Here is a 13132-nt window from a genome sequence, read left to right as displayed (position 1 = left end):
GAATTGAACCGTTATGCAGATCAAGACCCTGGCCGCCACCGCGCTGTTCGCGCTGGCGGCGGCCGCGAGTGTCGACGCCCTGGCGCAGGGGCCGATCGTCATCAAGTTCAGCCACGTGGTGGCGCCCGACACGCCCAAGGGACGGGCCGCCGAGCGTTTCAAGGAGTTGGCCGAGCAAATGACGGGCGGCCAAGTCAGGGTGGAAGTGTATCCCAATAGCCAGCTGTACAAGGACCGCGAGGAACTCGAGGCCCTGCAACTGGGCGCGGTGCAGATGCTGGCGCCATCGCTGGCCAAATTCTCGCCGCTGGGCGTGCGCGATTTCGAGGCATTCGACCTGCCGTATATTTTTCCGGACCGGGCGGCGCTGAACAAGGTGACCGAAGGCCGCATTGGTCGCAACCTGTTGCAAAAGCTCGAACCCAAGGGCATCACTGGCCTGGCATTCTGGCATAACGGCTTCAAGATCATGTCGGCCAACCGACCCTTGACCTCGCCCAAGGATTTCGAGGGATTGCGGATGCGTATTCAGGCGTCCAAGGTGCTGGATGCGCAGATGCGCGCGCTGGGCGCCCAGCCGATGACGCTGGCTTTCTCCGAAGCCGCACCCGCCTTGCGCGATGGCGTGGTGGAGGGTACCGAGAATACGCCGTCGAACATGTACACCCAGCGCATGCACGAGACGCAAAGCCACCTGACGGTGTCCAACCACGGCTACCTGGGTTATGCAGTGATCGTCAACAAAAAATTCTGGGATGGGCTGCCGGCCGCCACCCGCAACACCCTGGCGCGCGCCATGCGTGAAGCCACGGTGTATGAGAAACAGATCGCCCAGCGCGCCAATGACGACGCCATGGAAGCCATTCGCCAGGCCGGCACCACGGTGATCCATACGCTCACACCGGCCCAGCAGGCCGAATGGCGGCGCGCCATGCAGCCGGTGTATGGACAGATGGAAAGCCGAATCGGCAAGGACACCGTGCGCGCCATCTTGCGCGAAGTCGAGCGCTGACGCAGGGCAGGGAGCAGGGATGGTGGTGTGGCGCGCCGTCATGCGCCTACAGCATGTCGGCAATGACGTTTTGTTTATAAGTAAAATAATTTTCCAAATTTGTGGCCGAAAAGATACATTTTCTATAAGCACTTGCGATATCATGGGGCTCATGCGCACTGGGATGGTGCGCGGCGGTGCCAAGAACAAGCAATCGAAGCGGCATGCGAAGGTTTTGGGGGAGCATTGATAAAAGCACGGTAATTCATACCGGAGACATTCGAGGAGACACCACGTTTGACAGAAGTCGCTGGCAAGACCCGGCGGCCGGAAACGTGACCCGAATTGGAGCGCACCCGAGGGTGCGCTTTTTTTTCGTCTCGACGATCCAATCGCTGGCTCCGTTCCCGCCGCCCGGTTAAGATGCCTGGGCAACACATTGCTCCGTCGTCCCCACCATGAAAACCGATCCTGCCAGCCAGATTTTCAATGCCATCGTGCCCGCTCCCTTCGGCGCGCTGGGCATCCGCATCGCCGCCGACAAGCTGCGCGAAGTGGTCTACCTGCCGCCTTCTTTTGAGGAAAAGGCCGCCGACAGCGCCGTCGCCGAGCAGAGCGCGCAGCAGCTCGCGCGCTACCTGGCCGACCCGGATTTCAGCTTCGACCTGCCGCTGGTCGACGCCGGCACCGAGTTCCAGCGCAAGGTGTGGCAAGAAATCAGCGCCATCCCGCGCGGCGCCGTGCGCACCTATGGCCACCTGGCCAAGGTGATCGGTTCGCATCCGCGCGCCGTGGGCCAGGCCTGCGGCGCCAATCCGTTCCCATTGATCCAGCCATGCCACCGGGTCACGGCATCCGGCGGCCTGGGCGGCTTCTCGAACCAGAACGACGAGAACGGTTTCCATCTTTCGGTCAAGCGCTGGCTGCTGCGGCACGAAGGCGCCACCGCCGCTCCATGGCAGCAACAGTCGATCTGGCCCTGATCGACGAGTTCTGCGACACGCTCTGGCTGGAACAGGGCCTGGCGAAGAACTCGCTCGACGCCTACCGGCGCGACCTGCGCCTGTTCGCCGGCTGGCTGGACGTCAAGCGCCCCGGCCGCGGCCTGCTGGCCGTGGGGCCGGAAGACCTGGCCGCCTATTTCGCCGACCGCCATCCGGAATCGCGGCCGAGCACGGCCAACCGCCGGCTGTCGGTGTTCAAGCGCTTCTACGGCCTGCTGCTGCGCCGCGGACAGATCGCAACCGATCCCTGCCTCAAGATGCCGTCGGCGCGCCAGCCGACCCGCTTCGTGCATACCTTGAGCGAAGACCAGGTCGAGGCCTTGCTGGCCGCCCCCGATATCTCGACGCCGTTGGGTTTGCGCGAGCGCACGATGCTGGAGCTGATGTATGCCAGCGGCTTGCGGGTGTCGGAACTGGTGGCCCTGAAACTGGTCGAAGTGAGCCTGAACGATGGCGTGCTGCGCGTGACCGGCAAGGGCAGCAAGACGCGCCTGGTGCCGTTCGGCGAAGAGGCGCGGCGCTGGCTCGAACGCTACCTGAAGGATGCGCGCGGCATCATCCTCAACGGCCAGGTCGACGACGCCTTGTTCGTCACGGGCCGCGGCGGCCCGATGACGCGCCAGATGTTCTGGATCCTGGTCAAGAAACATGCGTCGAAGGCCGGCGTCACCGGTCCGCTGTCGCCGCACACGCTGCGCCACGCCTTCGCCACCCATTTGCTGAACCACGGGGCCGACCTGCGCGTGGTGCAATTATTGCTGGGCCACGCCGACATTTCGACGACCCAGATCTACACCCACGTGGCGCGCGAGCGGCTGAAGCGGCTGCACGCACAGCATCATCCACGTGGATAGCGTAAGTCGTGAACCGCGCAGTAGTCCATAATGGCTGTGCGGATGCAGCATTTTCTTTGAATCCAACACATCGAGGTGACTATGGCACGGAACAATTTTTCGTACGAAAAGCGGCAACGGGAACTCGAAAAGAAGCGCAAGGCGGAAGAAAAAGCCAAGCGCAAGCTGGAAGCGAAGAGCGCGCCGGCTGACGGCGCCACGGCCGTGCAGCCCGATGGCGATGCGGACGACGACGACGAAGACGCCGCGCCGGGCGACGAACGCACCCCGGCCGCGGCGCCCCCGAGCCTGGCCTGAGCGGCCGGCCCGCCAAGAGGTTTGCGCCTGTGCTCCGTCGACATCGATGGAGCCCCTGGCGCATGATGGAACTATAAGCATCCACAACGGTCTGAGCCATCTGAATGCGACAAGCTGTCAGTTGGCCGGTGTGAATGGCGGTATGGCGCGACGAAGCGCTTGCCGCCCGCCGTTTGCGAGCTCGCAAACGCCAAGGCCCGCCGCGGTATAACAATGTCGGTGTTGTCTATCTGATTATTGTCGTTTCCATAGCGAAAGGCCATTGCTGTGAGCGAACCACCGCCGAAGCCCGCGGCGCACCCGTCCGCGCCGTCGGCCGCGCCTTCTTCCGACGCTCCGCATATCGGGGATGCGCCGGCCATTGCCGCGGGCGAGCTGTTGGGGCGCGCCGAGGGCGGGCCCGAGGCCTTCGGCTGGCTCCACCATTTCGTCACGGCGCTCGAGCTGGCGCCGGCGGTCGCCGTGCACTCGATAGACCAGGCCGGCATTATCCGCTTCTGGAACCGCGCCAGCGAAGAGCTGTACGGCATCCCATCCAGCGAGGCGGTCGGGAAACCCTTCCGCGAACTGGTGTTCCACCCCGACCACGAGGCCGAGTTCGAGGAAGCGATCGCCGCGATCTGGCGCAGCGGCCGCGCGCCGCCCGCGCGCGACTGGCAGGTGCAATCGCGCGCCGGCCGGCGCCATTGGGTCTATTCCTGCCCCTACCCGGTCAGGCACGACAGCGTGATGCAAGAAGTCTTTTGCATGGAAGTCGACATCACGGCGCGTAAAGAGGCCGAGAGCAACCTGGCGCAGGCGGCCCAGGTGTTCCAGAACGCGCGCGACGCCATCATCATGATGGACGCCGACTACCGCGTGCGCGCCGTCAACGGCGCCTTCACCAGCATCACCGGCCATGTCCCCGAGCACATCCTCGGCCAGTCGCTGGCCAGCCTGGGCTGGGACGCCGCCGACGGCTTCTACGAGCGCATCTGGTCCGAACTCGACGGCCAGGACCACTGGGAAGGCGAACTGGCCAGCGTGCGCAGCAATGGCGAGCGCTATCCGGTGCGGGTGGCACTGACGGCGATCCGCGACGCCCACGGCGACGTGTCCAGCTATATGGCGATGCTGTCCGACATCAGCGAGCGCAAGCGGCTCGAGGAGCAGGTGCGGCACCAGGCCGAGCACGACGCCCTGACCGGCCTGCCCAACCGCATCCTGTTCCTCGACCGCCTGCACCAGGCGCTGGCCACCTGGCGCCGCCAGCGCGACCGCTGCGCCGTGATGTTCCTCGACCTCGATAAATTCAAGGCGATCAACGATACCCATGGCCACCAGGCCGGCGACGCCGTGCTGCGCGAGGTCGCCGCGCGCCTGCGCGCCTGCGTGCGCAGGGTCGACACCATCAGCCGCCTGGGCGGCGACGAATTCGTGGTGCTGCTGGCCGACATCAAGGGTGCCGACCAGGCCGCGCATGTGGCCGGCGCCGTCACCCAGGCGGTGGCGCGTCCCATCGACATCAAAGGGCAGCAGGTGGCGCTGTCGGTCTCGATCGGCATCGCGTTGTGCCCCGACGACGGCGGCGAGGTGGAGGCGCTGCTGCATCATGCCGACGTCGCGATGTACCACGCCAAGCAGGATGGGCGCGACACCTACCGCTTCTTCAGTCCGGCCATGAACGCCCATGTGATCGAGCGGGTCGAGCTCGAGAACCGGCTGCGCCAGGCGATCGACAGCCATGAGTTCGTGCTCGAATACCAGCCCGAGATCGAGGTGGCGAGCGGCCGCGTCGGCACGGTCGAGGCCTTGCTGCGCTGGCGTCATCCGGAGCACGGCCTGCTGCTGCCGCACCGCTTCCTGCCGGTGGCCGAGGAATCCGGCCTGATCGTTCCGATCGGCGAGTGGGTACTGAAAGAGGCCTGCCGCCAGGCGCGCGCCTGGAGCGATGCGGGGTTTCCGGTCACGGTCGCGGTCAACCTGTCCGCCGCCCAGCTCGCGCATGTGGGACTGCGGGCGGCGGTCGACGCCGCCTTGCTGGGCGCGGGCCTGGCGCCGGGAGCGCTCGAGCTCGAGATCGCCGAGGATGCGCTGGTGCGCGGCGAGCCGGCGTTCGAGACGGTGCTGGCGCTGCGCGCACGCGGCGTGCAGCTGAGCATCGACCGCTTCGGCACTGGCGTGTCGAGCCTGGAGGCGCTGCGCCGCTTTCCGCTTACCAAGCTCAAGATCGACCGCAGCTACGTGGGCGACGTCGGGCACGACCCGGTCGATGCCGCCATGGTGCCGGCCATCATTTCGGTGGCGCGCAGCCTGGGCTTGCGGGTGGTGGCGGAGGGCGTGGAGACGGCCGAGCAGCTGGAGTTTTTGCGCCGCCATGGCTGCGACGATTACCAGGGTTTCTATGCCAGCGCGGCCAGTGCGCGGCCGGATCTGTCGCCGCGCCCCGCCTGATACGGTTGCCGACCCGACGGTTGCCAACCCTGCCGTTGCCGGTGACGTCAACTCACGTCAACTCAGGTCAGGTCAGGTCAGGTCACGCTGCGCAAATAACCGTATCCTGGCCAGCACCTGCCCATGATCCGAGGACTCCGGCAGCGCCAGGTTCAGGTGATCGTTCAGGTACACCACGTCCACCACCTCGCCGATCGCCCCCGGCAGCGCCGGATTGAATTCGGGCGACACCAGGATGTGGTCGATGGTCGAGTGGCGCGTGTCGTGCAGAATCGAGAAGCCGACGTGGCGCTGGTGGTCGAGCCGGCGCTGCACCTGGCTGGCGTCGAACATGCGCTCGGCCACCGGCGTGCCTTCGCCCAGCACGATCTCGGTGGTCACCGAATCGGCCACGTCGTTGAAGTCGCCCAGCACGATGCGCGGCCGGCGGTTGGCGTGCGCCATGTCGGTCAGCAGCACGCGCAGCGCCGTGGCCTCGGTGCCGCGCCGGATCAGCGAACGCAGGCAGGCCAGCGCATACAGGTGCGGGTCGGCGCCGCTGTCGCCCGAACGGTAGTCGGGCCGGCGCGACTTGAGATGGACCACGATCACGTCGATCACCACCCCCGGCGCCGCGATCACGCCCGCATGCAGCGGCGCGCGGGTGAACCGGTCCGGGTCGCGGCTGCCGGGCGGCATCGTGACGTTGTGCGGGAACAGGGGCAGCTGCGATGCGGGCTCGGCCAGCGGCAGGCGCGAGACCAGGGCCACGCTCGGGGTCAGGCGCGGAGCATGCGGGTCGGGGTCGAAGCCGATGTGGTGGGCGTCGCGATAGCGCCGGCTGCGCCGCAGCGCTTCTTTCAGAACGCTCTGCGAAAAGATTTCCTGGAAGCCGATCACGTCGGCATTGATCAGGTCGAGCTGATGCGCAGTCCAGTCGAGCTTGGCCTCGTATTGCGCGGCCGTGAAGGGCGCGAGATTGTCGTACAGGCGGGCGCCGGGCGGGGCCAGGTTGAAAGCATTGAAGGTGGCAAACCGAAGTTCTTCCTGCATAATAGAAACCCCTATTGTTCCTCTTTAGCGTAACACGCATGGCCAAGAAAGAGCACGTCTCCGAGACACCCGCCACCCAATTCCTGCGCAAGCATGCCGTCGCATTTTCCGAGCATCCTTATGAGTACGAAGAACATGGCGGCACCAGGAGCTCGTCCAGCGCGCTCGGCGTGCCCGAACACGACGTGGTCAAGACCCTGGTCATGCAGGACGAGGCGGCCAAGCCGCTCATCGTGCTGATGCATGGCGACTGCAAGGTATCGACCAAGAACCTGGCGCGCGCCATCCCCTGCAAATCGGTCGAGCCATGCAAGCCGGACGTCGCCCAGCGCCACTCGGGGTATCTGGTCGGCGGCACCTCGCCGTTCGGTATCCGCAAGGCGATGCCGGTCTATGTCGAGGAAAGCATCCTGGCGCTCGACAAGATCTACATCAATGGCGGACGCCGCGGCTTCCTGGTCGGCATCGATCCGAAGGTGCTGGTCGACGTGCTGAAGGCGCGCCCCGTGCAGTGCGCGCTGGCGGAGTGACGCGCGGCGTCACTTCCGCCATCGCGATCCGATGGTGTATATTCACGACCGCTTTCCGGTAATGACACCGGCCGGAGCCCACCGAGAGACCAGATGACCACCCTGATTGCCACCATTGCCGCCTATTTGCTCGGCTCGATTTCCTTCGCGGTCGTGATGAGCCGCGCCTTCGGCCTGTCCGACCCGCGCACCTATGGCTCCAAGAACCCCGGCGCCACCAATGTGCTGCGCAGCGGCAGCAAGAAGGCCGCGATCGCCACCCTGGTCGGCGACGCCGCCAAGGGCTGGCTGGCGGTCTGGCTGGCGGTGCGCTTCGGCCCCGACGTCGGCCTGGACGACACCGGCATCGCCCTGGTCGCGATCGCCGTCTTCATCGGCCACCTGTGGCCGGTATTCTTCCGCTTCGTGGGCGGCAAGGGCGTGGCCACCGCGCTGGGCGTCCTGCTCGGCATCAATCCATGGCTCGGCCTGGCGACGCTGGCGACCTGGCTGATCGTCGCCTACGCCTTCCGCTATTCGTCGCTGGCGGCCCTGGTCGCCTCGATCTTCGCGCCGTTCTACTATGGCCTGCTGTTCGGCGTCGATCCGATCCTGTTCGCCGTGTTCGCGATGAGCGCGCTGCTGCTGTGGCGTCACAGCAGCAATATCGGCAACCTGATCGCCGGCAAGGAATCGAAGATCGGCAGCAAGTCGGCCGCGGCGAAAAAAGCGAAATAAGCCGGATTTTTCTCCAGGCGTTACCATTCGTCTCGAACAGCGGCGCATCCGCGCCGCGCCGGACAGAAAGGTGGTAAGCCGTGAGCAAGCAACTCAGGATCGATTTTGTGTCGGACGTCTCGTGCCCATGGTGCGCGATCGGCCTGAAATCGCTGGAACAGGCCCTGTTGAAGGTCGGCGACGACGTGCGCGTCGACCTGCATTTCCAGCCCTTCGAACTGAACCCCGACATGGGTCCGGACGGCCAGGACATCGTCGAGCACGTGACGCAGAAATATGGCGCCACGGCCGAGCAGCAAGCCGCCACCCGCGAGACGATCCGCGCACGCGGCGCCGCCGTCGGGTTTACCTTCGACATGGAGCGGCGCGGCCGCATCTACAACACCTTCGACGCGCACCGCCTGCTGGCCTGGGCCGAGGACGAAGGCAAGCAGCGCCAGCTCAAGACCGCGCTGCTGGAAGCCTATTTCACCCGCTGCGAAGACCCGAGCAACCACGACGTGCTGTTGCGCACGGTCGACAGCGTCGGCCTGGACCATGACACGGCCGAGCGCATCCTCAAGTCCGACGAGTACGCCGACGACGTGCGCACGCGCGAGCAATTCTTCCAGCGCGCCGGCGTCAAGTCGGTGCCGGCGATCATCATCAACCAGCGCCACTTGATTTCCGGCGGCCAGCCGCCGGAAGTGTTCGAGCGGGCGCTGCGCGAGATCCCGGGGCTTGAACTCTACGCCTCCGCGTAGGGTTGGCGGCTATGCCGCCGACGCGGTGATGGTTGGCGGCGGAATCATCCGGCGCGAAAACGGCGCCGATAACAATCACCGCGTCGGCGGCGAAGCCGGCTGCGCGCCCCGGCCAACCCTACGGTGCCCATCGTTCAGCTGAGGTCCAGCACCACCGGCTGATGATCCGACGCCGCCGTCTCCGACTGCACGTCGAGCCCGGTCAGCCGCGGCGCCAGGTCGTCGGTGACGAAGAAATAGTCGTAGCACTCAGGCCGCTCGGGCCACGGGAAACCGTGCAGCCCGGTGGTCGGTGCGCGCGCCATGTCGCCGTGCACCACGCGCCAGGCGTCCACCAGCGGCAGCGCGCCGGCTTCCGGCGCGCCCAGCAGCGCCTGGTAATCCGGCGCATCCGGCGCGAAATTGAAATCGCCGCACAGGATCGCCGAACCGGGACGGAAGCCCAGCTGGAACGGCGCATCGAGGTTCGGATCGGGCTGGAACAGGCGCGAGCGGGCGCAGGCTTCGGCATGCAGTTCGCGGATGCGCGCCACCTGCGCCATGCGCTGCGGCGGCGAATAGTATTCGAGATGGGTGGTCAACAGGCGCAGCTTGCCGGTCGGGGCATCGACCACGGTTTCGAGCAGGCCGCGCGGCATGCCGGCGGGGTGCTCCGGATCGGCCGGCCACGGCAACAGGTGGCGGTGCACCTGCGAGATACGGTATTTCGAGAGGATCAGGTTGCCGAACAGGCGCGGAACGTTGTTCTTGTAGATTTCACTCGGGGCGTGCTCCATCGCGTGGTAGCCGCCGAATGCGCCGCTGAGCTGCTTGAACTGGTTGGCGCTGGCGCTGCCCTCGAGCTCGGGGTGGTTGGCGGCCACCTCCTGCAGGCAGATCACATCGGGGTTCAGCCGGCGCAGCACGTCGATGACCGCATGGATGCGAATTCGCCCGTCCTTGCCACAACCCCAACGAATATTCCAGCTTACTACGCGCATCGTTCACCTCCGTAAATCTTGAGCGACGGATATTGCCACCGTTTGGCGACAGACGGTCACACGGTAGGATCGATGTCAGGCTGGCAAGTTCAATGGCGAATTCAGGCGCCTGGAGCTCGCAAGAGCCCTCCTTGCGCGTAGGGTGGACGGCTTCGCCGTCCACCCTACGCAGCTTCCAGCTCGTCCAGCGGCCAGCGCGGACGCACCGTGAACGCATAATCGCGCTGGGCCAGCGCCGGGTTGCGCTCGAGGCGCATGGCGCCGGCGAAGGCGATCATGGCGCCGTTATCGGTGCAGAATTCCAGCTCCGGGTAGTACACCTTGAACTTGCGTCTGGCGGCGGCCGCATTGAGCGATTCGCGCAATTGCTTGTTGGCGCCGACGCCGCCCGCGATCACGAGGCGCGTCAAGCCCGTGTGCTTCATCGCATTCACGCATTTCGCGGTGAGCACGTCGACGATCGCATCGACGAAGCCGCGCGCGATGTTGGCCTTGTCCTGCTCGCAGATATTGGCGACGACTTTTTCTTCGTGATTCTTGACCACCGTGAGCACGGCGGTCTTGAGGCCCGAGAAGCTGAAATTGAAATCCTTGCTGTGGAGCATAGGGCGCGGCAAGGTATAGGCGTTCGGATCGCCGAATTCGGCCAGGCGAGAAATTGCCGGCCCGCCGGGGTAACCGAGGCCCAGCAGCTTGGCCGATTTGTCGAAGGCTTCGCCGGCCGCGTCGTCCAGGGTCTCGCCCAGCAGCGTATAGCTGCCGACGCCGTCCACCCGCATCAGCTGGGTATGCCCGCCCGATACCAGCAGGGCAAGAAAGGGGAATTCCGGGCGCTCCGACGCCAGCAGCGGCGACAGCAGGTGGCCTTCGAGATGGTGCACGCCGAGCACGGGTTTATCGAGCGCCAGCGCCAGGCTGCAGGCGACCGAGGAGCCGACCAGCAGCGCGCCGGCCAGGCCCGGGCCCTGCGTGTAGGCGATGGCGTCGATGTCCGACGCCGGCAGGTTCGCGCGGGTCAGGACTTCGTCCAGCAGCGGCAGTGCACGCCGGATGTGGTCGCGCGAAGCGAGTTCCGGCACCACGCCGCCATACTCCTCGTGCATGGCGACCTGCGAGTGCAGGGCGTGGGACAGCAGGCCGCGCTCGGTGTCATACAGAGCAAAGCCGGTTTCATCGCAGGAGGATTCAACGCCAAGAACGATCATGGGAGGAGCAGTTTGAATAAGGCAGAACCGTCGATTTTACCGTACGGTTCGTTCTCATTCACGGACGCTGCAATAACTCCTTGTGCGCTTGACGCAACATGCTCTCGGTTTCTTCCCAGCCGATGCAGCCATCGGTCACCGAGCAGCCATAGGTCAGCTGCGACAGGTCGCTGGGGATCGCCTGGCTGCCGCTGACGATATTCGACTCGATCATCACGCCCACCAGCGATTTGTTGCCATGACGGATCTGCTGGATCACGTCCGACATGACGAGTGGCTGCAGTTCGGGCTTCTTGTAGCTGTTCGCATGCGAGCAGTCGACCACCAGGTTGGCCGGCAGCTTGGCCTTGGTCAGCGCCTGTTCGGCAATCGCCACCGACACCGAATCGTAGTTGGGCCGCCCGCCGCCGCCGCGCAGCACCACGTGGCCGTAGGCATTGCCGCTGGTGCGCACGATCGCGACTTTCCCCTCGCCATTGATGCCCAGGAAGGCGTGCGGATTGGCCGAGGACAGTACCGCATTGATCGCGATGCTGACGTCGCCGTCGGTGCCGTTCTTGAAGCCCACCGGGGTGGACAGGCCGGACGACATCTCGCGGTGGGTCTGCGATTCGGTGGTGCGCGCGCCGATCGCGGTCCAGGCGATCAGGTCGCCCAGGTATTGCGGAGAAATCGGATCCAGCGCCTCGGTTGCGGTCGGCAAGCCCAGCTCGCACACGTCGAGCAGGAAGCGGCGCGCGCGTTCCATGCCGACGTCGACGCGGAACGAGTCGTCCATGAACGGATCGTTGATATAGCCCTTCCAGCCGGTAGTGGTGCGCGGCTTCTCGAAATACACGCGCATCACCAGCACCATGGTGTCGCTCACCTCGTCCTGCAGCGCCTTCAGGCGACGCGCATAGTCGAGGCCGGCTTCCGGATCGTGGATCGAGCACGGGCCGACCACGACGAACAGGCGCTTGTCCTGGCGGTCGAGGATATTGCGCAGCGTCTCGCGGCCCCCCATGACGGTCGCATAGGCGCGCTCGCTCAGCGGCAGGGCCGCATGCAGTTCGACCGGCGTGGGCATGCGGGAAAACGAGCTGACGTTGGTGTTTTCGATTTGTGGCGTACTGGTCATTGTGCAGTCTGGAATTCTTCAAGTGGATCGGCCAGTGTAGACGGAAATTGCTGCACGTGCATACGCGATCTCGCAAAAACCACGTGGGCGCCGCTCCCTGCGCCACCCTGTGCTGCAAGCTTGCCCCGTTCCCATGTATCCTCTTGCCATGACTACCGACACGAATCACATCGAGCGCTTTATCGCGGCGCCCTTCATCAAGGAAATCGGCCGCGGCGTCAAGGGCGCGCGCAGCATGACGCGCGCGGATGCGCGCGCGCTCTACGCCGCCATGCTGGAAGGCCGGGTCTCGGACCTGGAACTGGGCGCCATCCTGCTCGCCATGCGCATCAAGGGCGAGTCCGTGGACGAGCTGGCCGGCTTCATGGACGCGGCCGAGGCGTCGTTCGCGCCATTGCCCACGCCACGCGGCGAGTTCGCCCCGGTCGCGATCCCGACCTATAACGGCGCGCGCAAGCTGGCTAATCTGACGCCGCTGCTGGCCCTGCTGCTGGCGCGCGAGGGCGTGCCGACCCTGGTGCACGGCGTGCGCACCGACCCGGGGCGCGTGACCACGGCCGAGATCCTGCACGCGCTGGGCATGCCCGAGGCGACGACCGCCGCCGAGGTGCAGAACGAGTTCGCCCACCTGCGTCCGGCCTTCATGCCGATCGAGCACCTGGCCCCACGGCTGGCCCATATGTTGTCGCTGCGGCGGGTGCTGGGAGTGCGCAATTCGACCCACACCCTGGTCAAGATCCTGCAGCCCTTCGACGGCCCGGCGCTGCGCCTGGTGTCGTACACCCATCCCGAATACCTGGAAACCCTGGGCGGTTTCTTCACGGGCGTGGACAGCGAAAAGGAGAGCGACATGCGGGGCGACGCCTTCCTGATGCGCGGCACCGAGGGAGAGACCGTGGCCCACCCGCACCGCGCCCAGCGCATCGACTGGTTCCATGCCGGCCAGCGCGCGCTGCTGGTCGAGCGCGACGCGCCGACCGACGAATTGTCCGAGGTACCCGATGGCCGTGACGTGGCCACCACCGCGGCCTGGATCGGCGCCGCGCTGCGCGGCGACGTGCCGGTGCCGGCCTCGATCACGACCCAGGTGGCGTATTGCGTGGAAGTGTCGCGCAAGATCCGCGCGCGCAGCCAGTCGCTGGCTTGAGTTTGCCGACCGGGTCGGCCGACCGGGCGGCTGGCTCGGACCCGCCGCTGGCATTACAATGGCGGGTTCGGTAAAGCGC

Annotated in this window: 13 protein-coding genes; 9 read left to right on the top strand and 4 right to left on the bottom strand. The window is 65.9% G+C overall.

From position 1 onward, the window contains the following. The first annotated feature begins 13 nt into the window (after window positions 1-13). The 5 genes from ABIB38_RS08980 to ABIB38_RS08960 all read left to right on the top strand — a co-directional run bounded on the left by ABIB38_RS08980 (window position 14) and on the right by ABIB38_RS08960 (window position 5579). Window positions 14-1012 carry a TRAP transporter substrate-binding protein gene (locus tag ABIB38_RS08980; protein ID WP_429203420.1) on the top strand — a complete coding sequence of 333 codons (999 nt, stop codon included), beginning with the start codon at window positions 14-16 and terminating at the stop codon, window positions 1010-1012. A 437-nt stretch (window positions 1013-1449) separates the two neighbouring features. Beyond that, on the top strand, window positions 1450-1974 hold the full coding sequence (locus ABIB38_RS08975; RefSeq protein ID WP_429203419.1) for a methylated-DNA--[protein]-cysteine S-methyltransferase: 525 nt from the start codon (window positions 1450-1452) through the stop codon (window positions 1972-1974). Further along, window positions 1947-2849, top strand: coding sequence for a site-specific tyrosine recombinase XerD (gene xerD / locus ABIB38_RS08970; protein ID WP_429203418.1), 903 nt, complete (start codon window positions 1947-1949; stop codon window positions 2847-2849). Before ABIB38_RS08975 ends, xerD begins: the two co-directional genes overlap by 28 nt. 81 nt (window positions 2850-2930) lie before the next feature. After that, on the top strand, window positions 2931-3146 hold the full coding sequence (locus ABIB38_RS08965; protein WP_429203417.1) for a hypothetical protein: 216 nt from the start codon (window positions 2931-2933) through the stop codon (window positions 3144-3146). Between the two features lie 267 nt (window positions 3147-3413). Beyond that, window positions 3414-5579, top strand: a complete 2166-nt coding sequence (locus tag ABIB38_RS08960; protein WP_429203416.1) for a putative bifunctional diguanylate cyclase/phosphodiesterase — start codon at window positions 3414-3416, stop codon at window positions 5577-5579. Between the two features lie 72 nt (window positions 5580-5651). On the opposite strand, the gene ABIB38_RS08955 is transcribed toward ABIB38_RS08960, so the two are convergent. After that, a complete protein-coding gene (locus tag ABIB38_RS08955) occupies window positions 5652-6611 on the bottom strand; it encodes an endonuclease/exonuclease/phosphatase family protein (protein WP_429203415.1) in 960 nt (319 codons plus the stop codon). A 38-nt stretch (window positions 6612-6649) separates the two neighbouring features. Here ABIB38_RS08955 and ybaK point away from each other — a divergent pair, with 38 nt between their 5' ends. From ybaK to ABIB38_RS08940, 3 genes are all read left to right on the top strand, one after another. Then, on the top strand, window positions 6650-7141 hold the full coding sequence (gene ybaK / locus ABIB38_RS08950; RefSeq protein ID WP_429203414.1) for a Cys-tRNA(Pro) deacylase: 492 nt from the start codon (window positions 6650-6652) through the stop codon (window positions 7139-7141). Window positions 7142-7234: 93 nt separating this feature from the next. Then, window positions 7235-7858: a glycerol-3-phosphate 1-O-acyltransferase PlsY gene (plsY, locus tag ABIB38_RS08945; protein ID WP_429203413.1), complete on the top strand. Its 624-nt coding sequence runs from the start codon at window positions 7235-7237 to the stop codon at window positions 7856-7858. An 80-nt stretch (window positions 7859-7938) separates the two neighbouring features. After that, window positions 7939-8601 (top strand): DsbA family oxidoreductase, encoded by a 663-nt coding sequence (locus ABIB38_RS08940; protein WP_429203412.1) that lies wholly within the window; start codon window positions 7939-7941, stop codon window positions 8599-8601. Window positions 8602-8735: 134 nt separating this feature from the next. On the opposite strand, the gene ABIB38_RS08935 is transcribed toward ABIB38_RS08940, so the two are convergent. The 3 genes from ABIB38_RS08935 to ABIB38_RS08925 form a co-directional block, all read right to left on the bottom strand. Beyond that, on the bottom strand, window positions 8736-9581 hold the full coding sequence (locus ABIB38_RS08935; protein ID WP_429203411.1) for an endonuclease/exonuclease/phosphatase family protein: 846 nt from the start codon (window positions 9579-9581) through the stop codon (window positions 8736-8738). A gap of 164 nt (window positions 9582-9745) precedes the next feature. After that, window positions 9746-10786: a tRNA (adenosine(37)-N6)-threonylcarbamoyltransferase complex transferase subunit TsaD gene (gene tsaD, locus ABIB38_RS08930; protein ID WP_429203410.1), complete on the bottom strand. Its 1041-nt coding sequence runs from the start codon at window positions 10784-10786 to the stop codon at window positions 9746-9748. A gap of 58 nt (window positions 10787-10844) precedes the next feature. Then, window positions 10845-11906 (bottom strand): 3-deoxy-7-phosphoheptulonate synthase, encoded by a 1062-nt coding sequence (locus ABIB38_RS08925; protein WP_429203409.1) that lies wholly within the window; start codon window positions 11904-11906, stop codon window positions 10845-10847. A 148-nt stretch (window positions 11907-12054) separates the two neighbouring features. On the opposite strand from ABIB38_RS08925, the gene ybiB reads away from it, so the two are divergent. After that, window positions 12055-13053, top strand: a complete 999-nt coding sequence (gene ybiB / locus ABIB38_RS08920) for a DNA-binding protein YbiB (RefSeq protein WP_429203408.1) — start codon at window positions 12055-12057, stop codon at window positions 13051-13053. The last annotated feature ends 79 nt before the right edge of the window (window positions 13054-13132 follow it).

It is taken from the genome of Massilia sp. UYP11 (genome assembly GCF_050434805.1).
Lineage (GTDB): Bacteria > Pseudomonadota > Gammaproteobacteria > Burkholderiales > Burkholderiaceae_D > Telluria.
The sequence above is the reverse complement of the archived record's forward strand: the minus strand, read 5'-3'. Positions and strand labels throughout refer to the sequence as shown.